Source organism: Flavihumibacter rivuli (assembly GCF_018595685.2).
GTDB lineage: Bacteria > Bacteroidota > Bacteroidia > Chitinophagales > Chitinophagaceae > Flavihumibacter > Flavihumibacter rivuli.
The window spans coordinates 2,958,038-2,982,553 of the sequence record NZ_CP092334.1; the positions used below are offsets into that span (position 1 = coordinate 2,958,038).

Sequence of the window (24,516 nt, forward strand, 5' to 3'; positions counted from 1 at the left end):
CGCAGGGGACCCCGATGTATAAAAGGCAAAACAATTTTTGCATTCAACAGCTAAGCTCATCTTCCAATTACCCGTTGGTCATCAAACACAACGGGGGCGACGGGGGGGCGTTAAATCTTTCCACCCATACTGGTACTCTTGAAGAGTCCCCGATGAATTTTCTCCCTTCTATTCATCAGGGTCCCCTGCGGGAGACCCTGCTGAGGTGAAGATGTGGGTACACGGCAGCCCTTTCAGCAGACCCTGCTGGGGTGATCGGTGTACCCATATCTATTTTAACCCCAGCGGGGTCTCCCGCAGGGGACCCCGATGTATAAAAGGCAAAACAATTTTTGCATCCAACAACTAAGCTCATCTTCCAATTACCCGTTGGTCATAAGATACAGAGGGGGCGACGGGGGGGGCGTTAAATCTTTCAACCCATATTGGTACTCTTCGAGAGTCCCCGATGAATTTTCTCCCTTCTATTCATCAGGGTCCCCTGCGGGAGACCCTGCTGAGGTGAAGATGTGGGTACACGGCAGCCCTTTCAGCAGACCCTGCTGAGGTGAAAAAGGCGTGCAGGTATTTCTTGCATCAAATCTATACTCATCCTTCGCTCATCCTATACTCATGGTATACTCATGGTATACTCATGGTATACTCTCGGTATACTTATCCTATATCCCGATGATGCAATAGCAGGTCATGGACATCCCTGATTTCGGGCAATCGTTTGCATGTACCAGCAGGTCATTAGCGGGTGTATGTTTATGGCAGTCCTTCCGGATGGGCCACCAGCTGCTTCGCACCAAAGTAGGAGACAGCAGGGTTCTTCCAGTGAAGGTTGTACCGTTGAATACCTACTAAACACTGCCATGACTACACGCCATTTTTTGACGCTGGCCCTATTGCTGGCCGGTCAGGCCCTGACCGCACAGCTGAAGCAATCGCCCTGGAAACCCCTGGGACCTTTTTCCATCCACAAGACCACGGGTGAGACCGGCGCACCCGGACTGGGCGTGATGCGCAGCATCGATGTGCATCCCTCCCAACCCAACCGCCTCATCATGGGCGGCATGAGCAGCGGCATCTGGCTCAGCAAGGACAAGGGCAAGTCCTGGCGCAATACCAGTCTCGACCTGCCCGTAGAGAACGTGAAGAAGATCCAGATCGCTGCCAGCAATCCCGCCATCGTCTATGCCGCCACTACCGTGGGCATCATCAAAAGCACCGACGGCGGTGAGCACTGGGCTTTCACCCAACTCAACCTCCTGCACAAACTGCCCTGCGCCGACCGCGAGAAATGGAACGATGACCGCACCCTACTCAGCGTGGCGCCAGCCAATCCACAGCAGGTAGTCGCCACTGCCGGCGATACGCTCTACCAAACCCTCGATGGCGGTACGGCCTGGACGGCTGTCCTACCCGGATGGCAGGCACAGTTCATCGAGTTCCATCCCACCAATAACCGCATCGTCTATACCGGTGGCGCTTATAAGAAGGATCCCAAGACCTTCGTGATCCTGCGCTCCGAAGATGGCGGGAAGACCTATTCACCTTCTACCACCGGACTGCCCGACCCTTCTCGCCTCACGAGGCTCCATGATATTACGGCCGCCGTTTCCAAGGCTTCGCCCGACAAGCTCTACCTGCTCATCTTCGGCGATGCGCAGGTGAAGACATCCGTGAAGCAGGAAGAGAAGAAGCAGATGGTGGGCGCCTTTCTGGTGAGCGAGGATGCCGGTAAAAGTTTCAAGACCATCCAACAGGAGAAGAACTATCGTTATATCGATGCACACTATTCCCTCTTCCATATGTACAGCGCGGATGAGGACAAGGAGCGCTATGATTTCAACTATACCGATAACTCCTTCTGGCAGGCTTCTTTCCAGCAGGTGGGCTGGGCAACTGCCTTTGGCTTGTCGGACCGCGATCCGCAGACCATGGTGATGGCCGCCTCCGGCGCCGTGTTCAGCAAGGATGCCGGCAAGACCTGGACATTCCTGCGCAAACAGGGACAGTATGGCATCCATGGGGATATCCAGACCGCTAAAGTGATCGGCAATGATGTGTGGCTGGCCAATGATGGCGGGCTCAACCATGTGGACCTGCAGACGCGCCAACAGACAAGGATGGAAGGCTTCAGCGGCCAGGACCTCTGGGGCTTCAGCACTTCCTTCAAGACCGATGTGATGGCTGTTGGCGTGGACCATAGCGGCACCATGATCTATGACCAAAAACTCTATGGCAAGGACTGGTACCATTATGGCGGCGGTGATGCCATGACCGCCAGCGTGAACCCATTCGATGACCGTTATGTCTATGCCACGCCCTATGACCATTATATCGTGAAGCGTCCTACGCACCTGCGCGATGAGGCCAGTTCTGTCAAGTCGCCCATCAAGTTCGGCTATATCCCCAACCGCAACGTGGAGTTCCATCCCAATGATGTGTACACCCTCTATGCCATCGATGAGGACAAGCCGCACTGGCGCTATGATACCTGCAGGGTGGTGATGAGCCGCGACAATGCCAGAACGGTGGATACCCTGCTGACCTTCCCCACCAAGGCCTATGGAAAGCGGGTAAGGATCAGTGTTAGTTACCCGAACGTGCTCTATGCCATTGGCCAGAAACCTTCACAGGTATATCTCAGCGAAGATGGCGGGAAGAACTGGACAGAACGGACACCCAAGGACAGCATTGCCGTGAAATATCCCTTTAATGATATCGCTATCGACGACCGTGACCCACAGCATGCCTGGTTGGTGATCGGTGGCTACCAGAACAAGCGGAAGGTGATGGAGACCCGCGATGGTGGCCAGAGCTGGCAGGATTACCATTCCGCCGAACTGCCGGTGAATGAATTGCTGACCGCGGCCTTCCAGCGCGGGACAGAAGGCGGCATCTATCTGGGGGCAGATCCCGGGGTCTTCTATCGCAGTGCCCGTACCGGCAAATGGGTGAAGGTAGGAACAGGATTGCCTTATACACCGGTCAATTTCATCAGCCTGAATTACGATAAGGCGAAGATCAGGATCGGTACTTACCGTGGCATCTGGGAGACCGACCTGGTGGAGGATTTCCAGCCCAGGGCACTGATCGCCCTGAACAAGCGCAGCCTGCCTTCGGGCGAGAGTGATGAGCGCAAGGTCTTCTTCTATGACCATTCGGCCATCCGTCGGGAGGGTGCCAAATGGTATTGGGAATTCCCCGGCTCCATCCAGGGCAGTTCCACCGAAGAGAATCCCATCATCGACTACGAGACCGCCAAACCCGGCAAGTACGATGTGCGACTGACCATCACCGATAGTAAGGGCCGAAAAGATACCTATGAAATGAAAGGAGCCATAGAAGTGAAATACAATTATCCCTGGAACCTGAGGGAGAAGAAACTGGAAATGGAAGCGGAGCAGGAGGAAAGGGAAAGGAGGGAAATGGAGAACTAATGAATGACCCCAGTGAAGCGCCGGGGTTTTTCATTGGCGAACTATTCTAACCCCAAGGCAGAAAAAGGGGTTGCTTCACGCAAAGACGCCAAGATTCGCAAAGACGCACCGTGCCCGACGAAGCAAAGAGAAGGTAGCCAGACGCGGTCAGGCATTTGAGGGATATTCAAGAGCGCAACGTTTTGGCTGCGCCAAAGCTTTACGCCTTCAATTATAACGTACTCTCCCCTACCCCAGCTGGGGCTCCTGAAAGGACTACTGTGCACCAACATCTCCACCTCAGCAGGGTCTCCCGCAGGGGACCCTGATGAATAGTGGGATGAAAATTCATCAGGGACTCTTGAAGAGTATCACCATGGGGCGAAAAGTTTTAACACCCCTGTCGCCCCCGTTGTGTCTTATGACCAACGGGTAGTTGGAAGATGAGCTTAGCTGTTGGATGCATAAATTATTTCGCCTTTTATACATATATTCCAAAAGAAAAGTAATGTCCACCTGGGTATTCTGTGAGACACACCAATAGGTTAAAAAGCTAGTTTTCTTATAAGCCAGCTGTAATCCCAATTAAAATCCAATAACCAATCATGATATACGAGAATGTGTGACAGTTGTTTTAACAGGGAGATAAGATCCTTCCCTACGCAACATGACTTTGAAGTCTTCGATTTGGAGCTGACAAAGAAAATTGCCAACGATAAAAGCATTAAAATGAAAGATTGCCAAAATTCACCATCAACAAACAGCAGGTATCAAATTTATGAATGCCTTATCTGTGGACAGTTATGGAAACTTTCAGTTCCAGATTATGCCGACAGGGGATACTTCCTAAGGATTCCAGGATAAATAATCCTATTATAGTTGTCCTTCCGATCCCCATCGGAGCCCCCTTCGAGAGACCCCGCTGAGGTGTAAGGTAAAATTCCAAATTATAAATCAACGTTTCCATTGGTTATCCTTAGGAGCTGTTGCTGATAACACACAACAGCGGCGAAGGATACAATTACCTTGCAACAAACAACTACCGGAAAAGATGGGTTTACATTGGCGCAGCCAATGCTTTGCGTTCTCAAAAACCCCTCAAAAGTAAAACCTCCTTCGCGTTCTTCCCGCCTTCGCTTTGCTTCGGCGGGCGCGGTGCGTTACAAAAAATAGTGATTGATACGAAATAGATGATTATAAACAACATCGAGACAAAATCCGTATTTGTCCCTATTTTCACCGGTTGGGCAGGGTCGATGAACGGAATGGTGGTTTTCCACTAACATGAAGCCCTGTCAACTCATCATCATCTAATGAAAGATCCATTAGCCATTAAAATTGAAATAGCCAAGGAACAACACCTGGATGCATTACGGAACCTCTTCCTGGAAACAAGGCAGCAGACCTTTACCTGGGCAGATCCTACGCAGTATACTTTGCCAGACTTTGATCAAGAGACAGAAGGGGAATATATCCTGGTGGCCATGGCAGATGATAAAATTATTGGCTTTATTTCAGTCTGGCTGCCTGACCGATTTATCCATCACTTGTATGTAGCCAGGGAATACCACCATCACGGTGTGGGCACAGCATTACTGAATGCGGCTATTGACCATACCGGTTACCCTATCGGGCTCAAATGCCTGGTAAAGAACGAGGCTGCGCTGGAGTTTTATCAAAGAAAAGGATTCTCAGCAAGATCCAGGGGTGGGTCAGAAGGGGAAGCATTTGTTTACCTGGTATTGGAGGAATAGCATTGTTAGTGGGGCCACAAAGACACCAAGACACTAAGTTGCACTAAGACGTCTTAGTGCTCCTTCGAGTCTTCGCCTGCCCCAACAGTATTGTTGTGGGAGTCTTAGTGGCCTATACCGCTATAAACTTCCATCCCACTATTCATCAGGGTCCCCTACGGGAGACCCTGCTGGGGTTTAGCCCGGCACTTTAGGGACAAAATTCTTCTTACCTTAACGCTTTGTTCCTATGCACCCACACAATGATTTATTCACCGACATGCTTAAAGGCGGTATCATCCGCAATGATGATCCGCGTATGCCCGCATTATGGGAGCAGGTCTCGCGGACACTGGCATTAGTGCCGCAGCTGAACAATTCTACCGGTATTAAGCAAACGCGGGATTTACTGGGAACGATAACCGGAACCCCCATTGACCCGAGTACGGTGGTCTTTGTGCCCTTCTACACCAATTTTGGCCGTCAAATCAGGTTGGGTAAGCGGGTATTCATCAACCATGCCTGTACCTTCCTCGACCTGGGTGGCATCACCATTGAAGACGATGTGCAGATCGGTCCGAAGGTCAACCTCATTACCGAAAACCATCCTGTTGATCCCAGCAGGCGGAAGGACCTCGATCTTCAATCCGTTCGTATCTGCAGGAATGCCTGGATCGGCGCTGGTGCAAGTATCCTGCCCGGTGTGACCATCGGTGAAAATTCGATCGTCGCAGCAGGCGCGGTGGTGAACAAGGATGTTCCCGCCAATACCATCGTGGGTGGTATCCCGGCGAAGGTGATTAAGTCGATTGGATGAAGGTTTTACTTTCCTATTTTAATGATGAAATTCCCTACCCAAGCGAGCGCGGTCGTGGGCAAGCCCGATGAACCTCTTACCTATTATTTAAGTTGGGCCACGAAGACACCAAGACACTAAGTTGCACCAAGTCGTCTTGGTGTTCCTTCGAGTCTTGGTGTCTTAGTGGCCTATACCCCGATAAATTTTCATCCCACTATTCATCAGGGTCCCCTACGGGAGACCCTGCTGGGGTTTAAATTGTTTTGGTCGTCCTTTATGTGTGCTTCCCTGAATTTCCTTACATTTAATAAGCGGGCCACCATGAAAAAATGCTTACTCTATTTTCTCATCTCAGCTACCTGTATGGCCTTGTTAACAGCATGCGGTACGGTAGATAAAGTCTCTAAACACGGCTTTAACAGTGGCTACTATAAATTCTACCCGGACAACAAATCAAAGGATGTTTATGCAGATATCTCGGAAGAAAAGATCGACCTCTATGAACAGGTAAATAAAAAACCTGCTAAAGAGCAATTCCTCTCTATCAAGTTAAAAGATCCCGACAGCCTGCTAACCACTCCATTGAAGTTCAAAAAGCAAAGCCTTGACATTGATATTACTTCTGTTCTGTTGAAATACCGTCCATCAGTAAATGGATTACCCCCGCAACTGACCACCGACCTGAACATTGCCATCTACGCGGGTTGGCGGTTTGACAACTACAAGATCACCAGCAAAAAGGATCCCCTAGGCAGGCCTTACCAAAAATTATCCAGCCTGGGCTATGATTTCGGCTTCTTCGCAGGGCCGGGAACAACACCTGTCAATCCCTTTACGACCAACAACAGGACCGGAAATGACTATAATGGGATGATCCTTCAGGGGGGCTTTGCGGGATTCATCGAGACCAGCTTCGTCAGCTTTGGGTTGGCAGTCGGATTCGATTACCTGCTGAACAGCGACAGGAAGATATGGATCTACAACAACAAGCCCTGGCTGGGATTTGTGGTGGGCGTTGCGATAAATTGATTTTCCTAGGGGCCACGAAGGCACGAAGACACTAAGTTACACTAAGACGGCTTCGTGCTTCTTCGAGTCTTCGTGTCTTCGTGGCCCATCCCCCACCGATTTTCCCTCTTTTACGATAACCCGATTCATCCTATCTTTCGTCCATGAATTTCCTCAAGAACCTTTTCCGTAAAAAACAAGCCCCCATCAGGTCCAACCAGGAGTTCTGGTCCTGGTTCCTCGACAACCAGCAATCTTTTTACCATATCATCAAATCCGGCAAGGATCCCGAGACCGGCTTCTTCGACCAACTCAGCCAGAAACTCGATGAGCTCAAGCCCGATATCTATTTCCTGGCAGGGATGCTGGACAAGGAAAGGGCGGAACTGATCCTCACCCCCGAAGGGGTGATCAAGGATATCGCCTTTATTGAAGAGTTGGTTGCCGATGCACCGGAACTGCCCAACTGGAAATTCACCGCGCTGAAGCCGGCCATGGATATTGCCAATGTAAGGATCGACATGAATGGCTATACCTATGACCACAGTAACCTTTCCTTCTACGCCATCGACCATCCCGACTATCCGGATGAAGTGGATATCGTGATGGTCTACGACCAGTACAGTAAAGAAGACGAATCCACCATCACCCATGGCATCTACCTTTTCCTCGACAACTACCTGGGGGAACTGAATGCCGTTACGGAAATTGATAACCTGAAGGTTATGGGCAGGGAGACCGCGGAAAAGGAATTGATCCCCGTGAGCAAGCTCAAGGACTACCTCAACTGGCGGGAGAAGGAATTCGTGGAGAAATACGAAGGGGTAAGGCACAACACCGAAAACGATAGCTATTCCACCCTTGAAGGGACCTACCAGAATGGCTGGACCATGATCGCTGTGGTCAATTCAAGCCTCATGGAATGGGATAGCAAGGCTTCCCATCCCTGGATGCTGATAGTGGAGATCAATTACAATGGTGATGATAACAACGGCCTGCCGGATAAGTCAACCTATGAACTCCTTAACCAATTCGAAGAGGAAATGATGGAGGAACTCCGCGATTACCAGGGCTACCTCAACCTGGGAAGGCAAACGGGTAACAACAAACGCACCATCTACATGGCCTGCAAGGAGTTTCGCAAGCCTTCCACCGTGCTGCACCGGCTGGTTAAAAAATATGAGGGCGCACTGGATCTTTCCTTCTCCATCCACAAGGACAAGTACTGGCAAACCGTTGAAAATTTCCGTCAGGGCTGAGGAAAAACTTTGATCTTTTTAGGGCCACGAAGGCGCGAAGACACTAAGTTGCACTAAGACGTCTTTGTGTTCCTTGGAGTCTTGGTGCCTTTGTGGCCCAAACCCCGTTTTCTCAATAAGCCATAAATTGCACTATGAAAATGCCTGATCCTTCGCTCATCTACAAAGCATATAAGGAACATATCCGTTCCTATGCTTCCTTCAGGGATGAAACATGGGAACTGATAGAAAATATCCTGACGGTGAAGGCATGCAAGAAAGGCGAATACATCGTTGAAGAAGGCAAGATCTGCCGGCATATAGATTTCATCTACAAAGGTTCCTTCAGGGCTTTTTCCAACAAGGACGGGGAAGATATCACAACAGGCATTTACCTCGAAGGCATCTGCCTCACCAATATGAAAAGCCTTACTACCGTCACGCCGTCCCATACCTATTTACAGGCCCTGGAAGATTCCATTACTGCAAGGCTATACAAGGACAGCCTTATCGGCATTTATGAAAAATCCACAGAACTACAGGCGGTAGGCCGTGCCATTCTGGAAGGCATGATAGTGGAAGAGAATGAATGGAAAGAAATGTATACGCTCTACGATCCGGAGGAGCGCTACAAATTCCTGCTGCAAAAATCACCAGAGATCATTCAACGTGTTTCACTCCAGTATGTCGCGTCCTTCCTCGGGATACGAAGGGAAACACTCAGCAGGATCCGCAACCGCAGCTCCCGCTGAACTTTTTGATTTAAGTCACAGAATTCGTTTTTGGGTCATACCAACTTTGTGTCTGCAAATCGCAGGACATGAAAAGGATTCTATTACCGGTATTAATGATGGTCACAGCACTCACCATTAATGCGCAAAACAAAAACGAAATGGACAATCAAAAAATCGAAACGCTTATCACAGCGTATGCCGCAGCTCTTGACAACAGCAATACCGAAGCTGCCGAAAAATTCCTGGATCCTGAATTCAGGGTGGTCCTTCACAATTACAACAACAGTGGGACCACTACCATCCTTCCCAAAGCCCAATACCTGGAAATGATCAGGAACGGTAAGGCAGGCGGGAACAAAAGAACGGTTTCCTTCTCGCTGATCGACGTCCATGGGAACGCCGCTATCGTCAAAGTGAAACTGGAAGGGGAAAAGACCGTCTTCACCAACTATTACAGTCTCATCAAAAAGCAGGATGACTGGATGATCGTCAATGATATTCCCCAAATAGTAAGCAAATCCCCAAACTAAAAGTAGTACAATGGTTGGTGGGGCCACGAAGACTCTAAGACACAAAAGAACACCAAGACGCCTTCGTGCTTCTTCGTGTCTTGGTGACTTTGTGGCCATATCAAGTATTCTTACCCCATAAGGGTCTGTTTCTTCGTATCTTCCATTACCCTAACCATTGCATCGCTCCAACCATGCAAAGAGAAGCTAAAGTCCAACCGGCAAATACATTAGCCAAACGCGCATCCATGGCAGTATTCCTCACGGGAATCATCTATGCCGTCATCACCGCCATAGGACTGGCATCCCTTCCTTCCAAAGAGGCCGTCATAGCCGATCCCTATTTCACACTCATGGAATTGCTGACCATCCTCATCGCGTTATTGATGCTGGTCAGTGTGGCAGCCTTACATACCATCACTCCCGCAGCCGATAAGGTCTACAGCCTATTGGCAGTTGTATTCATGGCGCTTATGACGGGTACCACTTGCGCTGTTCATTTTGTGGTACTCACGATCGCGGACCATCCCATTATGCAAAACTTACCGGGCATCTCGCAATGGCTATCCTTTCAATGGCCTTCCCTGGTCTATGCCCTGGATATCCTGGCCTGGGACCTTTTCTTCCCCCTGGCCCTGGTATTTTTAATACCGGTCTTCAGTCGTGATGGGAAACACCCAACCCTGAAATGGGTATTGACCATTGCTGCATTCTTATCCTTTCTTGGCTTATTAGGTGTTGTACTGGACAACATGCAGGTCAGGAATATCGGTATCCTGGGTTATGCAGTACTTTCCCCCATTACCTTCCTGCTGGTGAGCAAAAGACTGGACCAGGTAAATGCCGGTCCATCCAGAACGGCCCTTTAGGAATATTATACTATTTTAAAGGAATACTAGTGAAGCCTGGCTTGATCCTTTCTGATCAATCCATCCAATCCCTGCCCTCCCCAATTAAATCAGGAACCAAAACCTTATTCCCAACATGGAAGCCAATCCCATTCCCTCCCAGCAAAGAGCGGATATCCTGGATGTCCTCAGGGGCTTTGCGCTCTTCGGGGTTTTGATGGACAATCTATTCGGTTTTACCGGTTGGGGCTTCCTGACCGATACCGACCGTCAATCGCTTCCCACCTGGCCGGCCGATGGGGCATTGGCCTTACTGGAGTTCACCTTTATCAACGGGAAATTCTTCAGCCTTTTCTCCTTGTTGTTCGGGATTGGTTTCGCGATCCAGTTCCTGGGCAATGAAAAGAAGGGACTTGATGCACATCGCATTTTCTACCGCAGGTTATTCATTCTGCTGATCATCGGCATCCTGCATTTACGATTCCTTTGGGACGGCGATATCCTTACCTTGTACGCAGTGCTGGGATTCTTCTTACCACTGTTCCGCAACTGGCCCGATAGGAAACTGCTGATCCTGTCCGCAGCGCTGGTCCTATCGCCCATCATTTTCGATATTTTTAGCATTGCCTTTCACTACAAGAACGGAGCATATTTCGAGATGCTGGCAAGGGAAGTGGACAAGCGAACCGGGCTGCCAACAACAGATGCTTATGCCAAATACCTCTACAACGACGGTGCAGGATGGGCAGAATGGAGCAACTGGAAAGCTTCGGGCTATTTGTACCGGATTGCCTACCTGCTGGACACCAACCGCCTACCCAAGGTATTCGGCATGTTCATCCTCGGTTTCTATGCCGGAAGGAAAATGATCCACCTGCATTTGGAAAGCTATACCAGGATATTCAGGCTCCTGCGCAAATGGGGACTGATCATAGGCATACCAGCGGCGTTCTGCTGTACCTATTTTGAGATCTTCCAACCACATATTCCCAATCCGGTTGGACTGGCACATACTGTCTTTTTTGCCCTGAGCGTTGTCCCGCTCTGTCTTGCCTATACCTCCATTGTCTGCCTGCATTGGATCAAACACAAGGATACCAGTATCCTGCGTTTCCTCGCCCCCATGGGCAGGATGGCCCTCACGAATTACCTCATGCAAACGGTCCTGGGGATTTCCATTTTCTATGGCGTTGGTTTAGGACTGGGCGGGAATATTGGTCCATCCCTTTACCTCCCGATAGGATTACTGATCTATCTCTTCCAGGTCATCTTCAGCAACTGGTGGTTCAGCCGTTTCAATTTCGGTCCCATGGAATGGATCTGGCGACAACTGACCTATGGGAAAAAGATTCCCTTGCGTAAGGCAGTGAGTTTTTGATGGAGCGGGAAGGATTGGGTATTTATTGTTGGGGCCACAAAGACACGAAGACACGAAGTTGCACTAAGACGTCTTCGTGTTCCTTCGGGCCTTGGTGCCTTCGTGGCCTCCCTGAAGCAGGAAAGAAGCGAAGAATATAGTATAAACTTGTACTTTTCCGGTAATTAATGGTTAAGTCAATGATGAAAGCGCTCCGCCCTGGCATTCGCCTATGCCTGCTATTCCTGCATGTCCTGATCCTTTCTCCTGTCCTAACTACAGCACAGGAATATGATCTGGATGATTTACCAGAAGATGACTATGATTTTTCCGGGCCATTTTATTCCCTTGCTACCCAAAAAGGCTATGACTATTTCGGTCCGCCTCAAATGTTCAAGCTCCGGATCCGTCACCAGGGCAAATATGCTTTTATGGATAGGGAGGGCAAGATCATTGGAAGCTTTTACGACTTCGTATTGGATTACAAGGGCAATGTGGCGGCGGTCAACAGGAATAAAAAATGGGGCTTCATCAACGAGAATGGGGAAGAACTGGTGCAACCCCGTTATGATTTGACCGATGATTTCTACGATGGCAGGGCAAGGGTTTACCTGAATGGGAAGTTTGGCTATATCAACCGTGAGGGGAATGAGATCTCCCCTTTACAATATGACTATGCCGGTAATTTCAGTAATGGGTTTGCCTGGGCCAAAAAGAAAGAAGAATGGGTCTTGCTCAACAGGCAGGGAAAGGAAGTGAAGTCCTTCGATCTCGATGGGGTGCAGGCTTTCCAGAAAGGAGTGGCTGTCGTTTACAAAAAATCCAGGCAAGGACTTATAGATACCACAGGAAAGGCCATAACCAGGATCAAGTACCAAACCATCTATCCATTCAGGGACAATAACCTGGCATTGGTAGAACTGGACAAAGGTGAATGGGGCTTTATTGATAAAACCGGCCATGAACTGATCCGCCCTATTTATGAAGATGCCTACATGTTTTCCGGGGGATTGGCAAGGGTCAAAAAAGATGGCAAATGGGGGTTCATTGATTCTACGGGTAAGATGCTCATCCAGCCACAGTACGATCACGCCTTTGATTTCGATCCCAAATCGGGAAAGGCCATAGTTGCCAGTAATATGGAATACTTTTTCATTGACCGATCCGGTCAACCCGTATCCAATTTCAGGTGGAGTGTAAAAAAGGATGAACAGGGAAAGCCTGTCTATTCCCTTCCTGCATTTTCAAAAGGTATGGCCATTGTAGCCAGTAGTGCTTCCCTCTATATTATTGATGATGCGGGCAAATACAGGAAACCACTACCCTATGCCTTTGCCAGCAGTTTCAGCAATGGTCGGGCAATGGTCAGTGATGGCAACAAATATGGCTTCATCGATGGGAACGGGGAGCTGGTGATCCCCATGAAATACAACGATGCAGAGCAGTTTTATAATTATGTGGCATTTGTAAAAGAAGGTTCTGTTTACAAAATGATCGACCAGACCGGCAAGGAATTGGGAAGGTTCGACCCGACCATTGAGAGTTCTACCCATATCTACAGGGACAACAGGATCCTGGTAAAATCAGGAGGCAAATGGGGCTATATTGATATCAGTGGGCAAAAGGTCATTCCCTGCAAATATGACTACGCTGCCAACTTTTCTGAAGGATTGGCTATCGTAAAACAGGATGGGAAATATGGCTATATCGATCCTTCCGGGAAGATGGTGATCCCGCCTGTGTTTAGCGAAGCCAACTCTTTTCACAATGGCTTTGCAGCAGTTCGATTGGCAACAGGCTGGGGAATGATTGACAAAACCGGCGTATTAAGGATCCCGGCGCAGTTCCGGTCGGCTGGTAATTTTAGCAATGGTATCGTAGAAATGGTCACGGCATCCGACAAGGCCGGATTCTATACCCTGAAAAGCCGTCTTACCGAACGCGGACTACCGGTTCTTGAAGAGGAATAAATGTTGGGGAAGTAATGGCATGGGGGTAGTGGGCCACAAAGACACGAAGACACTAAGTTGCACAAAGACGTCTTTGTGTTTCTTTGTGCCTTAGAGTCTTCGTGGCCCATCATCTCTTCTGCTCATCTTCCACATATTCCAATATATCCGCAGGCTGGCAGTTCAGTGCCTTACAGATCGCTTCCAATGTACTGAAGCGAATGGCCTTCGCCTTCCCTGTCTTCAGGATGGAAAGGTTGGCCAGGGTCAGTCCCACTTTCTCCGACAATTCATTCAACGACATCTTCCTTTTCGCCATCATCACATCGAGGTTCACAACTATGGGCATAACTTATACGGTTAGGTCGTTTTCCATTTGAATTTCCATTCCCCTCCTGATCACCAGGGTAATGACAAAGAGGATTCCACCGAAGACCAGGAATACGCCACCCGATCCAATGAAGGCATCCAGTCCGGGAGATGGTATTCCTTTTTGCACCAGGGACTCATTGTACCTGGTAGCCAATAATGACAATACCCCGATCGCCATGGCAACATAGCTGATCCGTGCCACCAGCCTGGCCAATGGCTCCCCGAAAGGATGGTCGAGGTCGACCTTGAGGAAGACATTGATCACCTGGTAAAGCATCCAGGCCTGCAGGGCAGTGAGGAGTACTACCGTTGCCACCATGGCAATATACTGGACCTCACTCATGGCCCTCAGGGCGGAAAGGTCAAGCCCGAGGTAGAGGTCGCGGGCCGCAACCGGGTTCACCCACTGGCTCACGGCAAAGGATACCAATAAGGAACCCGTTTTAATACAGAAACCAATAAAGGCTACCCATGACAATACCTTCATCAGGGTCAATACCTGTTTCGTACTTGTTTTCATTTTAGTGCTTTTCGATTTACAACACGAATATAAATATATATTTATTGTTTTTCAATAAATTTTTAATGAAATATTCTACTATAACCTCAGCGGGGTCTCTCGTAGAGGACCCCGATGAACTTTCATCCTACTATTCATCAGGGTCCGTTTCAGGAGACCCTGCTGGGGTATAAAGGCGGGTTTTAGGGCCACAAAGACTCGAAGCCTCGAAGGAACACTAAGGCGTCTTAGTGGAGCTTAGAGTCTTCGAGACTTCGTGGCCTCCCCCCTTGATTTCTTCGCAATTCATCCGTATTTTCAATAGTAACCACTAGCGGAATTGGGTACAAAACTGACCCCCTAAAAACCTTTAGCTCCCCATGCATTCATTTGAAGCAGTACTACCAAGGAAAATCCCCACTACAGTACTGGAACGTTTTTTCATTGCAAAGGGCAACCTGCCACCGGGCATGGTGCTCGAGGACAAGCCCATGCCCTCCATCATGCAATCCCTGATCATTGATTTCGGGGGCACACCGCAAACGGCCATCCTCCCGAATGGAAAACTATTCAACTGCGAAGGCGACCTGATCATGGGGCAGTTCTCCAAACGCTACTCCTCCACCATCTCCGGCACCATCAATGCCATAGGCATCCAGATGGCCCCGACCGGTATCTACCGGCTCTTCCGCCAACCCATGACCCAATTCGCCAATTCCATCTCGTATTTGAAAGACTATGCCGTTTGGCATGCTTCCCTGCGCCGCGACCTGGAAAAGGTCGATACCAATGAAGACAGGATCAGTATCCTGGAGCACTACCTGCAGGAAAACTTGTGGATGGAAGCGACCGACTCCTTAACTGCCATAGAAGAAGCTGCCCGCCTGATCAGGAATGAACATGCCACCATTACCCTTCCCCGCATCTGCAAGAGCATCGGCATGTCGGACCGAAGCCTGCAGCGTTACTTCACGGCCTACATCGGTGTAAACCCCAAAGCCTTCATGCGCATCGCCCGCATCAATGCCGTTACCAAACTCATTGAGCAAGATAAACCCATGAGCTGGCAGGATATCCTGAATGAGACAGGCTATTTTGATCCGGCACACTTTACCAAAGACTTCAAAAGCATCACCGGCAAAACCCCTTCCGATTATTACAAAGGGAAAACCGATTATGAGAAGTTCTTTTACGGGACCTGATCCATTCTACATATTTGGCGGTTTTTTACAAAGGTTTTCTTTTGCCTTGCTCTATTTTCACCCAGGAAAATAACCGGGCAGAGTGCCTGTAGGAAATAACCTTGAAAATCCCGGTTCCCGATGCTGATCAATATGCCACAAGCGAGATCTGCGATTGATCCTAACGTTCTACCTGAAATCAAGTAGATAACGATATACCGAATACCATTCCATTAAACCTCATCCTATTTTTTCAATGAAACCTTTCCTTTGTTTCCTGGCACTCCTATGTGCCTATGTTTCCAACTACGCACAAATCACCAAAGACAATGTAGACAGTCTCGTAAAAGCTGCCGTAGATAGTGTACGTATTGCAGGCGCAACAGTCCTGGTAGCAAAAGGTGATGAGATCATCCACCATAAAGGTTATGGTTATGCGCATATTGGTTTTAAAGTGCCGGCGACAACTGATACCCGATACTTTATCGTTGGTCCAAACGGTACCCTACTTGCTGGTATCGTGATGCATTATGTTGAACAAAAGAAGTTCAGTCTGGATGATAAGGTGCTCCGCTACCTGCCAAAGCTCCCATCCGCTTATGAAGCTATTACCATAAGGCATCTCCTGACCTGTACTTCCGGGATTCCCGACTACCATTACCTTGGCGACAGGTATGATGGTAGCCTGGGCCAGCCCCATACCACCGACGAAGTAATGGCACGGTTCATCGACCTGCCGCTCTCCCACCCACCCGGCACCAGGTTTGAATGGTCCATTTCCAACTTCCTGATCCTGACCATGCTGCTGGAAGAAGTTGCTGGGAAGCCCTATCGTGACATACTGAAAGAGTTTATTGCCCCGTTGAAGATCAACTCCACTGCGGTGATAGACCCGGTCAAAAGCATTGATCATTTCGCACCGGGATACATGTACCAACTGGAAAGACAAGAGCTCTACCCTGCCTACCAAAGCGTTCTTAACTATGATCCTTCCCTGAGGATCTATAGTACGGCGGGCGACTGGTTTGAAATGTGGAAAGGATTAAAAAACGCCAGGCTCATCAGCAAGGAAAGCTTCGCCCTGATGACCAGTAAGGAAGAAGCAAAAAGAAACAAGAATATCCGTTTTGGATACCTTATCCTGCTATCAGAGTTTAGTGGAAAAGACATCTACCATTTTAACGGCGCCCTGCCCGGCTACAGCAGTTATTTTAGCTATGTGCCCGCAGAGGATATTACCATCATTGTATTCTCCAACACAGGAAATGTTCAGGAGGCAGACCAGATTGGCGGTATGATCCTGCACAATATTGTTAAGGTACCGACCTTCCCATTCAAGGTCCCGAAAGACCTCAACTATGCATCCATCGCGGTGCCGAAAGATTCAATGACACTTTTAACAGGCACATTTCATTTAAGGCGCCAGTTGAAAGGGGGCAATAAAGGGCCGGCTTCGTTTGCATTATACAAGAGAACGATAAGGGTATTTATTGAGAATGATCAATTGATGATTCAGCAATTGGGCGAATTGCCCAGCCCATTATTGAAACAAAAGGACGGTAGTTATCGTATCGTAGGAGCCTTGCCCCAGGCAAGCCTAAGATTTGTATTTGACAATGGGAAAATAAAAAGTATCGTGAGGGAGTATGATGGCCAGCCCGTAGAAGAGGTTGGGGAAAGGATCGGCGATGCTGATGCAAGGACCTTTCACAAAAGCCTGATAGATTAAATACGAATAAAAAGCTTCCCATTCATTACCTACTTATATGAAATTACTATGAAGCCCTTCCTGACATTTCTGTTAGCCACATTTGCCTGGCAATTACCGGCACAGGATTTTAATCCTTCACTACTAGATAGCTTCATGCAGGCAAAGACAGCCATTCATCATTTCAATGGAAACGTATTGATTGCGAGGGAAGGTAAAGTGCTGTACAAAAAATCATTTGGATACAGCGACCTGGCCACCAAAAAACCTTTGGATGAGCAAACTATGTTTGAACTGGGGTCGATTTCCAAGCAATTTACGGCCATGGGCATCCTGCTATTGCAACAAGACAAGAAACTATCCCTGCAGGACACACTTAGGAAGTTTTTCCCTGAACTTCCCTATTCCAACATTACCCTTCAGCATTTACTCACCCACACTTCCGGACTGCCTCCCTATGAACCATTGATGGAAGCAAAATGGGATCATTCTAAAATTGCCTTCAACCTAGATCTGATCCGCTTACTTGCTGCTGAAAAACCAGCCGTGCTATTCCAGCCCGGTAAGCGATACAGGTATAGCAATACGGGATACGTATTGCTGGCTTCCATCATTGAAAAAGTCACAGGGAAACCTTTTGCCGAATTTATGCAGGAAAAGATCTTCTCACCGTTGCAAATGACGAGAACAAGGATCTACAATACCAGGCGTTCGGGGGAAACGATCCCCAATTATGCTTACGGTTATCAATGGTCAGATAGCCTTAAAAGATATCTGCTGCCCGACAGCATACCGGAAGCAAGTTTTGTGTATTATATGGATGGTCTTCAGGGTGATGGGGTAGTCAATTCAACCACTGGCGACCTGTTAAAATGGGACCGGGCCTTGAAGCAGGATAAACTGCTGAAGCCTGAACTCCAGCAACAAATGCTTTCCCCGCAAGCCATTATAGACTCCATACAAAACATGTATTATGGCTATGGCCTCAGGATTGACTCTTCCCGTTTTGGCCACCGCTATCACCATGGAGGCTCATGGCCGGGATACTTCAACTATTATACCCATTACATTCCTTCAGATGTCACCATAATTGTACTGTCGAATAATGGATACTATTCCGAAGGCCTTTCACAACAACTAATGTCCTTGGTAAATGAGGAAGCAGTAGCCTTTCCTTATATCCCCAAAGAGGTAAAACTGGATCCTGCCCTTCTGGATCGCTATGTAGGCTCCTATTTAAATCAAGGCCGCATGAGGATCAACGTTTTTCGAAAAGGTGACCAACTATACGTAAAACGCAACAAGGATATACTGCTAAGGCCCGAATCCGACCGTCTCTTTTTCCTGGATATCCGTGATGACCAAAAATTGGAGTTCGCATTCGATGAAAATGGCAAGGTAGCCAAAGCTTGGTTTGAATGGCAGGGACAGCGCTTTGAACTTAGGAAGTAAGGTCTTCCAGAGGAGCAATTTACATGGGTTGTTGAAAGCATCTTATACTAACCAACAACATAAAAAATATCACTATTATGAAACAATTATTATTACTACTATTCATAGTCCCCTTCTTTCAGCTATCGGCACAGGATTTCCCTGGCTTGGATACCGTCATCCAACGCATTACCAGCCAAACAGAATTCCTTGGGGCGACCATCCTGGTAGCCAAAGGGGATAAGATCATTCATAACAAAGGTTATGGGTTGGCCCATCCGGGCTTTAATGTACCCGCCAGTACAGAAACCAAATACTTTGTACAGGGACCGGACGGCAATTTGCTCAGTGCCGTGGTCATGAAGTTTGTAGAAAACAAAAAGTTCAGCCTGGACGATAAGATATCCAAGTACCTCCCGACCCTTCCTGAACATTACAAGGACATCACCATCAAACAACTGCTCACCTGTACCTCCGGCATCATGGATTATCATTACCTGGGCGACCCATTTGCCAGTACCTTATATATGCCCAAGTCGAGGGATGAAGCCATGGCCAGGTTTATTGACATGCCGCTGACCCAGGAGCCAGGCTCCGGGTTCGACTGGTCCATTTCCAATATCAGCATTCTCGGTGCCATACTGGAAAAAGTGGATGGACGTCCCTATGCCAACATCCTTGATGAATTCCTTGCTCCGCTGCAACTGAAAAATACCGGTAGCCTGGAGCCGGGAAAGGTCATTTCCCACTTCACCAATGGATACGCTTACGATCCGCAAAGCAAGGAATACAAACAGCTAACCTATTCCCTATTCTCTTATGATCCGGTGATCAGGTTGTATAGTACGGCTGAGGAGGTGTTCCGGTTTTGCAGGGCAATTGCCAATGGAACATTGATCAGTCGGGAAAGTTATGCACTGATGACCAGCAGGGAGGAAGCGAAGAAGAACAAGTCCGATCAGATGGGGTACATGATCATGCTGTCCAAATTGGGGGATCATGAAATATTAAGGAACTTCGGTGGACTATCAGGGTACACGGGAGCTTGGTGCTATATACCCAAACTTGATGCTACAGTCATTGTGCTCAGCAATAGTTATGGCATGACCCAACATGCCATGGCCTTGAACAATGCCATTAGCAGGCACCTCCTTGGATTACCCGCCCAACCTCCACCACCAAGCTTTCCTGAAGTAAAACTGGAAAAATCAAAGGTTGATGCCGGGGAGGCAGAACGCATCAGCGGCACCTATTACCTTGCCCGCACCTCCAAAATTTCGGAATTCGCAAGATCCTATAATTATTACCGCCGGACTGTCAGGGTCTTTGAGGAAAATGGGGAACTGATGATCCAATCACTCGGTGAATTGCCGGAAGTTATGTACCTGCAAAAAGATGGGAGCTATAGGGTAGAATCTAGCCCAACAAGTGTGATCAGCTTTCCCAATCCTAAATCTGCCGATCAGGAACTGGTCATTGATCATAATCCCTATCCCATAACCGATAAAGGAAAACGAATAGGCAATGCAGATGTGAAAACCTTTCACAAAGGCATCAAACCATGATGAAATGCTCCCATCCGCAATCGTTGCCATAGAAGGATTAGTGACCCTTCCATCCAAATGCAGCTTTAATAATGCATGGCAAAATGAAATGGTACTTCATTCAACAGAACGGTAAATGCCGGCAAGAAAAGCAAAGGAGCTGAAACCTTTATAATGGAACAAATTCAAGTCAGGAGCGAAAAACCAGAAATACTATAAAGAACATCAAATCAAATAAGATGAACCTCAAGCTGTGGATATTATTCTTGTTTTCCTTCATTCGCCTGCCAGCTCAGGTAAAGCCAAACGAAACAACAGGCAGGGACCTGTCGAACTGGATAATTCCCCAATAGCTAACAACCCACCTACTCTGGAACAGGCAATGATTATACATTTCCTGTTCCCTGAATTAACAAAGCTTTACTAGGCCATTACTTTCAAACACCAACAAAAATTCCAAACTTGGGGTAGAGTTATTGTTGAACCCAAAACCCGTACCCCATGTCAACATATCTACTCGGCAGTATTAGTTTCCTGTTGGTGCTCTGCTCCTGCAGCCCTTCACGGAACCAGGCCCCGCAACCATTGGCCACCACCAGTGCTTTCAACCTGCCCGATTCTACCCCACCATTGTCCATACTGGAACAGCCCCAAACAGAAGACGGCGCTTATTACCTGGAACCCGGATTCTACGAAGGCGAGTTCAGGTCCTATTGCCTCCAACCCGGCACACCCGATCCGGGTAGCCGAGATGCCTATGGCCAGGTGAACCTTACCGGACCAAGAATGGACATCATCCAGTCGGTCCTGAAACGTTCCCAGCAAACCGAAGGGCTCGACCAGCAGAACATCCAGCTGCTGCTTTGGGCCATTGTCAATAAGGTAGAATTCAATTCACTTTCGGCACCGGTACAATCAACGGGAAGGCAACTCCTCACGTCAAAGCAGATCTTTGAACTGAATGGCGGCACTATGGGCATTGTCAGGACAGTCGCTTCCATGGTACCCAACACCGCCTCTGGCAGCGATATCCGCAGGTTGTTTGAACTGGGCACCTGGTCTTATGCAGCCTATGAACAGTTGGCGGTACTGCGGATCCCATCTACCATCCACCGGCCCGATTATGCCCTCCACCAATGGCAACGCCAGCCGGATGGCTACTATGTCCGTTACTACCCGGCAGGTTACCAGAAAACCAGGATTCAGGTCTACGTTCCCCAACCGGAAAAAACATCGACTAACGAAGAGCATTATGCGCTTTTCTATCCTGCCAGCACCGTCATTGCCCCGGCCAATTCCAATGCCCAGCGATTGGGTATCGGTGGTCCCGCACTCGAAATGGCCAAAGTGATCATCAAGGTCCTGGAACGCCGGGAGAACCGGCCCGCACCGCAACAGGAAAGAAAAGTGATAAAGGGCGATAGGACGGATTGATAATGGTATATTCGGAATAAAGAGAGCATAACGCAAAGAGCGCAAAGCCTAACTATTCTTTGCGTCCTTCGCGGTCTCTTTGCGAACTTTGCGTTACAAAAAAATCGCAAATTTGAACTACCCTCCATCATAGCTTATCTTCATACCAGCATCAATCATCTTCCACCATATGCCCAAGACCATCCTCCTCCTCTTATCAGCACTCTCCTTCTTCCCCTGTCTCGCTCAGACAAAAGGCCTGCCTGCCAGCTACCAACTGGTACAGGATGTAAAAGGCGACCTCGATAAGGACGGCATAGAGGAACTGGTAGAAGTATACAACACCAAACCCCTTCAACCGGGGAATGTCCAGGATGGCATCGACCGCGAACTGATCATCTTCAAACGCCAGGGTAATGATTGGGTGATCTGGCAACGGTCCAGCCAGGCCGTATACAAAAGCAACGAAGGCGGCATGATGGGTGATCCCTTCGAAGCTGTTGATATCAGTAACGGGATCCTGCTCATCGCGCATAACGGCGGCAGCAGCTGGAAATGGGGCCATACCGATAAGTACCGTTTCCAGAACGGCCGTTTCGAACTCATTGGCTATACCAGTCTGTACGGCAAGGACTGTGAACAATGGTCGAGGTTCGATTATAATATTTCTACAGGCATCATCAATTTCTATAAGGACATGGATGAATGTGATGAAAATGGCGAACCTAAAAAGGTCAACAGCACCCTCTCTGAACGATTCACCCACAAATTGAAACAACCTATTACCTTGCAGGAAAGACGCAAGGAGCAGGTAAAGATCATCACGCCTAAGAACAAGGAAGAACTGTACCTGTGATCTGCTCATAACCTTTCAAAATGGCCTATGAACAGGCAATTGCATTACCATAACATGGGCCGTGGCGGCTATGTGATTTATCGGGATGATAAAGGGGAGATCAAACTGGATTTTGAATTCGGTGGCGGCGATTGTGTGGCCATTATTTTCCTGCCAACCGCTGATCAATGGTTGACTGCCTACAACCGATCAGCCGAAGAAAAAGAAGGAATCCTTACCTTCATTGCCCAATGCGCCATTCGCGACCAGGTCCCTAATGGCCGCGCGGTAATCTCTGATGCATTCATTGAATTGTTTCATTCCTAAACTTTATCCATGGGCAAATTCCATACTTCTATCCAACCGAACCAGGCCGAATTCATCCGGGAACAGCATATCTTCTTTGTAGCCACCGCCCCACTGAGCGCGGATGGCAGGGTCAACCTTTCCCCCAAGGGATTGGATGCCTTCCGGATCCTGAACGACAAACAGGTGGGTTATATGGACCTCATCAGCAGTGGCAATGAAACCTCGGCCCATACCCTGGAGAATGGGCGCATCACCTTTATGTTCTGTTCTTTTGGCAAGAAGCCCCTGATCCTTCGACTCTATGGCAAGGGAAAGGCCATCCTGCCCGGCACACCCGAATGGGAAACCTATTCCCCCCATTTTACCATCTACCCCAGCACCCGCCAGCTGATCATTGCCGATATCGACCTCGTTCAATCATCCTGCGGTTTCGGTGTCCCGCAATTCGACTTCGTTGGTGACCGCGATATTCATTTTGAATGGGCAGAACAAAAGGGGGAAGAAGGTCTGAAGGATTATGTACAGGAAAAGAACCTCGTCAGCCTGGATGGGTTACCCACCGACCTTGGACTGAAGAACGAATAGTATTAAAAGAAAGGACCGCTTCCCCCAACTATTGATCACTGGTCTGCCACAATACCCAGGCAGCCGCGAGGATCACGATATTCTTCATGATGTATTGCCCTACCAGCGTGAAGCCATAAGGCGCATGGCTGAAGGAAAGTTGCGGGAAGAACAGTAATGGCGTGAACGTACAAACCATATGCACGACCAGGGCAATGATCACTTGTTTCTTCCATAGCCCACTTACCAGGAGCAGTCCCAATACGGTTTCCCAACCGGCCAGTAATAAAAGGCTCACCCTGGCTGGCAGGACACCGAAACACAACTCGTGGATCGTATTGATGGCCAATTGCTCGGCCGGGCTCATGCCCTGGAAGAACTTCAGCATGCCGAACCAGATATAGATCACGCCGATACTGCTTCTTAAGGCCACCAATGATGGCTTGCTGATGGTAAGGGTCCTGTAATTTGCCATAACCAGTTGTTTTGGAAAGAGACCAAAACTAATCGCCCCCAAAGTTTTCCGGCCTGATACCGGTCAGAGGAACAGGCTATTCAACATGATCTGCATCATATTACCAGATTAGTCAACAGGAGTAAAATTCCAATACCCATTTACCCTTTTTTGAAGTATTATGCTTAAATTTAATAAGAGATCCTGCCCTCCTTCCTTCACCATTAAACCTTACACCATGCCTACCATTTATGTCAGCCGTAATGGGCAATCCTTGAATTTAAAGCTTCGGGATAACCAGGGCCATAATCCCGGCAACAGTAATCTGACCACTGATGTTGATCCGGATGATCAGGTGATCTGGGAACTTGATGAAGATAGCGGTTTATCAGAATTAGTTGGTGTGGAGTATTCTCCTCCCGGGACCAATCCCAAATACAATAACTCGGTAAATTTTTTTGCTGCCCCGCCCCAAAAGCAGGGGGATGTAATTGTTGGCCATATCGTTGGCCAATCCCCAGGAAAGGGAGCGCGCCTGAATTATAAGATCCAATTCAAGATTCCGGGTGATTCAAGGACGCACGAAGAAGACCCCAAACTCCAAATGAACTCCTAATCCAT

The 24,516-nt window shown here is 48.5% G+C and carries 22 protein-coding genes; 19 read left to right on the plus strand and 3 right to left on the minus strand.

The window, feature by feature from the left end:
* Positions 1–857: 857 nt before the first annotated feature.
* The 10 genes from KJS94_RS12570 to KJS94_RS12615 all read left to right on the plus strand — a co-directional run bounded on the left by KJS94_RS12570 (position 858) and on the right by KJS94_RS12615 (position 13,606).
* On the plus strand, positions 858–3,431 hold the full coding sequence (locus tag KJS94_RS12570; protein WP_214447831.1) for a hypothetical protein: 2,574 nt from the start codon (positions 858–860) through the stop codon (positions 3,429–3,431).
* Positions 3,432–4,723: 1,292 nt separating this feature from the next.
* On the plus strand, positions 4,724–5,164 hold the full coding sequence (locus KJS94_RS12575; protein WP_214447832.1) for a GNAT family N-acetyltransferase: 441 nt from the start codon (positions 4,724–4,726) through the stop codon (positions 5,162–5,164).
* 259 nt (positions 5,165–5,423) lie between these two features.
* Positions 5,424–5,960, plus strand: a complete 537-nt coding sequence (locus tag KJS94_RS12580) for a DapH/DapD/GlmU-related protein (RefSeq protein ID WP_239804158.1) — start codon at positions 5,424–5,426, stop codon at positions 5,958–5,960.
* Positions 5,961–6,263: 303 nt separating this feature from the next.
* The gene (locus tag KJS94_RS12585) at positions 6,264–6,971 is read left to right on the plus strand and encodes a hypothetical protein (RefSeq protein ID WP_214447834.1); all 708 of its coding nucleotides are present in this window, start codon (positions 6,264–6,266) and stop codon (positions 6,969–6,971) included.
* Positions 6,972–7,114: 143 nt separating this feature from the next.
* On the plus strand, positions 7,115–8,209 hold the full coding sequence (locus KJS94_RS12590) for a DUF695 domain-containing protein (RefSeq protein ID WP_214447835.1): 1,095 nt from the start codon (positions 7,115–7,117) through the stop codon (positions 8,207–8,209).
* A gap of 134 nt (positions 8,210–8,343) precedes the next feature.
* Entirely contained in the window at positions 8,344–8,940 is a 597-nt protein-coding gene (locus tag KJS94_RS12595; RefSeq protein WP_214447836.1) for a Crp/Fnr family transcriptional regulator, read from the plus strand.
* A 68-nt stretch (positions 8,941–9,008) separates the two neighbouring features.
* Positions 9,009–9,452, plus strand: coding sequence for a DUF4864 domain-containing protein (locus KJS94_RS12600; RefSeq protein WP_214447837.1), 444 nt, complete (start codon positions 9,009–9,011; stop codon positions 9,450–9,452).
* Between the two features lie 227 nt (positions 9,453–9,679).
* On the plus strand, positions 9,680–10,300 hold the full coding sequence (locus KJS94_RS12605; RefSeq protein ID WP_214447838.1) for a hypothetical protein: 621 nt from the start codon (positions 9,680–9,682) through the stop codon (positions 10,298–10,300).
* A gap of 115 nt (positions 10,301–10,415) precedes the next feature.
* Positions 10,416–11,657: a DUF418 domain-containing protein gene (locus KJS94_RS12610; protein WP_214447839.1), complete on the plus strand. Its 1,242-nt coding sequence runs from the start codon at positions 10,416–10,418 to the stop codon at positions 11,655–11,657.
* A 179-nt stretch (positions 11,658–11,836) separates the two neighbouring features.
* Positions 11,837–13,606 carry a WG repeat-containing protein gene (locus KJS94_RS12615; RefSeq protein WP_214447840.1) on the plus strand — a complete coding sequence of 590 codons (1,770 nt, stop codon included), beginning with the start codon at positions 11,837–11,839 and terminating at the stop codon, positions 13,604–13,606.
* Positions 13,607–13,715: 109 nt separating this feature from the next.
* On the opposite strand, the gene KJS94_RS12620 is transcribed toward KJS94_RS12615, so the two are convergent.
* Together KJS94_RS12620 and KJS94_RS12625 are read right to left on the minus strand one after the other, a co-directional pair.
* Entirely contained in the window at positions 13,716–13,934 is a 219-nt protein-coding gene (locus tag KJS94_RS12620; protein WP_214447841.1) for a helix-turn-helix domain-containing protein, read from the minus strand.
* Positions 13,935–13,937: 3 nt separating this feature from the next.
* Positions 13,938–14,477: a DUF2975 domain-containing protein gene (locus tag KJS94_RS12625; protein ID WP_214447842.1), complete on the minus strand. Its 540-nt coding sequence runs from the start codon at positions 14,475–14,477 to the stop codon at positions 13,938–13,940.
* Between the two features lie 359 nt (positions 14,478–14,836).
* On the opposite strand from KJS94_RS12625, the gene KJS94_RS12630 reads away from it, so the two are divergent.
* From KJS94_RS12630 to KJS94_RS12665, 8 genes are all read left to right on the plus strand, one after another.
* On the plus strand, positions 14,837–15,658 hold the full coding sequence (locus KJS94_RS12630; RefSeq protein ID WP_214447843.1) for a helix-turn-helix domain-containing protein: 822 nt from the start codon (positions 14,837–14,839) through the stop codon (positions 15,656–15,658).
* 235 nt (positions 15,659–15,893) lie between these two features.
* Entirely contained in the window at positions 15,894–17,366 is a 1,473-nt protein-coding gene (locus KJS94_RS12635; protein ID WP_214447844.1) for a serine hydrolase domain-containing protein, read from the plus strand.
* A gap of 48 nt (positions 17,367–17,414) precedes the next feature.
* A complete protein-coding gene (locus KJS94_RS12640) occupies positions 17,415–18,797 on the plus strand; it encodes a serine hydrolase (RefSeq protein ID WP_214447845.1) in 1,383 nt (460 codons plus the stop codon).
* Between the two features lie 77 nt (positions 18,798–18,874).
* Positions 18,875–20,341 (plus strand): serine hydrolase domain-containing protein, encoded by a 1,467-nt coding sequence (locus tag KJS94_RS12645; protein ID WP_214447846.1) that lies wholly within the window; start codon positions 18,875–18,877, stop codon positions 20,339–20,341.
* A gap of 480 nt (positions 20,342–20,821) precedes the next feature.
* Positions 20,822–21,754: a hypothetical protein gene (locus KJS94_RS12650; RefSeq protein WP_214447847.1), complete on the plus strand. Its 933-nt coding sequence runs from the start codon at positions 20,822–20,824 to the stop codon at positions 21,752–21,754.
* A 169-nt stretch (positions 21,755–21,923) separates the two neighbouring features.
* Positions 21,924–22,589: a hypothetical protein gene (locus KJS94_RS12655; RefSeq protein WP_214447848.1), complete on the plus strand. Its 666-nt coding sequence runs from the start codon at positions 21,924–21,926 to the stop codon at positions 22,587–22,589.
* Between the two features lie 27 nt (positions 22,590–22,616).
* Positions 22,617–22,895, plus strand: a complete 279-nt coding sequence (locus tag KJS94_RS12660; protein WP_214447849.1) for a hypothetical protein — start codon at positions 22,617–22,619, stop codon at positions 22,893–22,895.
* Positions 22,896–22,904: 9 nt separating this feature from the next.
* Entirely contained in the window at positions 22,905–23,462 is a 558-nt protein-coding gene (locus tag KJS94_RS12665; RefSeq protein ID WP_214447850.1) for a pyridoxamine 5'-phosphate oxidase family protein, read from the plus strand.
* 28 nt (positions 23,463–23,490) lie between these two features.
* Here the strand turns inward: KJS94_RS12665 and KJS94_RS12670 are convergent, their stop codons facing one another.
* Complete coding sequence (locus tag KJS94_RS12670; protein WP_214447851.1) at positions 23,491–23,916, minus strand: DoxX family membrane protein; 426 nt, start codon at positions 23,914–23,916, stop codon at positions 23,491–23,493.
* Positions 23,917–24,133: 217 nt separating this feature from the next.
* Between KJS94_RS12670 and KJS94_RS12675 the strand changes: the two genes are divergently transcribed.
* Complete coding sequence (locus KJS94_RS12675; RefSeq protein ID WP_214447852.1) at positions 24,134–24,511, plus strand: hypothetical protein; 378 nt, start codon at positions 24,134–24,136, stop codon at positions 24,509–24,511.
* The last annotated feature ends 5 nt before the right edge of the window (positions 24,512–24,516 follow it).

What these genes read in the sequence shown, in the direction of transcription:
- KJS94_RS12570 (WP_214447831.1), top strand. Translation starts at nt 858, where the DNA reads ATGACTACACGCCATTTTTTGACGCTGGCCCTATTGCTGGCCGGTCAG.
- KJS94_RS12575 (WP_214447832.1), top strand. Translation starts at nt 4,724, where the DNA reads ATGAAAGATCCATTAGCCATTAAAATTGAAATAGCCAAGGAACAACAC.
- KJS94_RS12580 (WP_239804158.1), top strand. Translation starts at nt 5,424, where the DNA reads ATGCTTAAAGGCGGTATCATCCGCAATGATGATCCGCGTATGCCCGCA.
- KJS94_RS12585 (WP_214447834.1), top strand. Translation starts at nt 6,264, where the DNA reads ATGAAAAAATGCTTACTCTATTTTCTCATCTCAGCTACCTGTATGGCC.
- KJS94_RS12590 (WP_214447835.1), top strand. Translation starts at nt 7,115, where the DNA reads ATGAATTTCCTCAAGAACCTTTTCCGTAAAAAACAAGCCCCCATCAGG.
- KJS94_RS12595 (WP_214447836.1), top strand. Translation starts at nt 8,344, where the DNA reads ATGAAAATGCCTGATCCTTCGCTCATCTACAAAGCATATAAGGAACAT.
- KJS94_RS12600 (WP_214447837.1), top strand. Translation starts at nt 9,009, where the DNA reads ATGAAAAGGATTCTATTACCGGTATTAATGATGGTCACAGCACTCACC.
- KJS94_RS12605 (WP_214447838.1), top strand. Translation starts at nt 9,680, where the DNA reads ATGGCAGTATTCCTCACGGGAATCATCTATGCCGTCATCACCGCCATA.
- KJS94_RS12610 (WP_214447839.1), top strand. Translation starts at nt 10,416, where the DNA reads ATGGAAGCCAATCCCATTCCCTCCCAGCAAAGAGCGGATATCCTGGAT.
- KJS94_RS12615 (WP_214447840.1), top strand. Translation starts at nt 11,837, where the DNA reads ATGATGAAAGCGCTCCGCCCTGGCATTCGCCTATGCCTGCTATTCCTG.
- KJS94_RS12620 (WP_214447841.1), bottom strand. Translation starts at nt 13,934, where the DNA reads ATGCCCATAGTTGTGAACCTCGATGTGATGATGGCGAAAAGGAAGATG.
- KJS94_RS12625 (WP_214447842.1), bottom strand. Translation starts at nt 14,477, where the DNA reads ATGAAAACAAGTACGAAACAGGTATTGACCCTGATGAAGGTATTGTCA.
- KJS94_RS12630 (WP_214447843.1), top strand. Translation starts at nt 14,837, where the DNA reads ATGCATTCATTTGAAGCAGTACTACCAAGGAAAATCCCCACTACAGTA.
- KJS94_RS12635 (WP_214447844.1), top strand. Translation starts at nt 15,894, where the DNA reads ATGAAACCTTTCCTTTGTTTCCTGGCACTCCTATGTGCCTATGTTTCC.
- KJS94_RS12640 (WP_214447845.1), top strand. Translation starts at nt 17,415, where the DNA reads ATGAAGCCCTTCCTGACATTTCTGTTAGCCACATTTGCCTGGCAATTA.
- KJS94_RS12645 (WP_214447846.1), top strand. Translation starts at nt 18,875, where the DNA reads ATGAAACAATTATTATTACTACTATTCATAGTCCCCTTCTTTCAGCTA.
- KJS94_RS12650 (WP_214447847.1), top strand. Translation starts at nt 20,822, where the DNA reads ATGTCAACATATCTACTCGGCAGTATTAGTTTCCTGTTGGTGCTCTGC.
- KJS94_RS12655 (WP_214447848.1), top strand. Translation starts at nt 21,924, where the DNA reads ATGCCCAAGACCATCCTCCTCCTCTTATCAGCACTCTCCTTCTTCCCC.
- KJS94_RS12660 (WP_214447849.1), top strand. Translation starts at nt 22,617, where the DNA reads ATGAACAGGCAATTGCATTACCATAACATGGGCCGTGGCGGCTATGTG.
- KJS94_RS12665 (WP_214447850.1), top strand. Translation starts at nt 22,905, where the DNA reads ATGGGCAAATTCCATACTTCTATCCAACCGAACCAGGCCGAATTCATC.
- KJS94_RS12670 (WP_214447851.1), bottom strand. Translation starts at nt 23,916, where the DNA reads ATGGCAAATTACAGGACCCTTACCATCAGCAAGCCATCATTGGTGGCC.
- KJS94_RS12675 (WP_214447852.1), top strand. Translation starts at nt 24,134, where the DNA reads ATGCCTACCATTTATGTCAGCCGTAATGGGCAATCCTTGAATTTAAAG.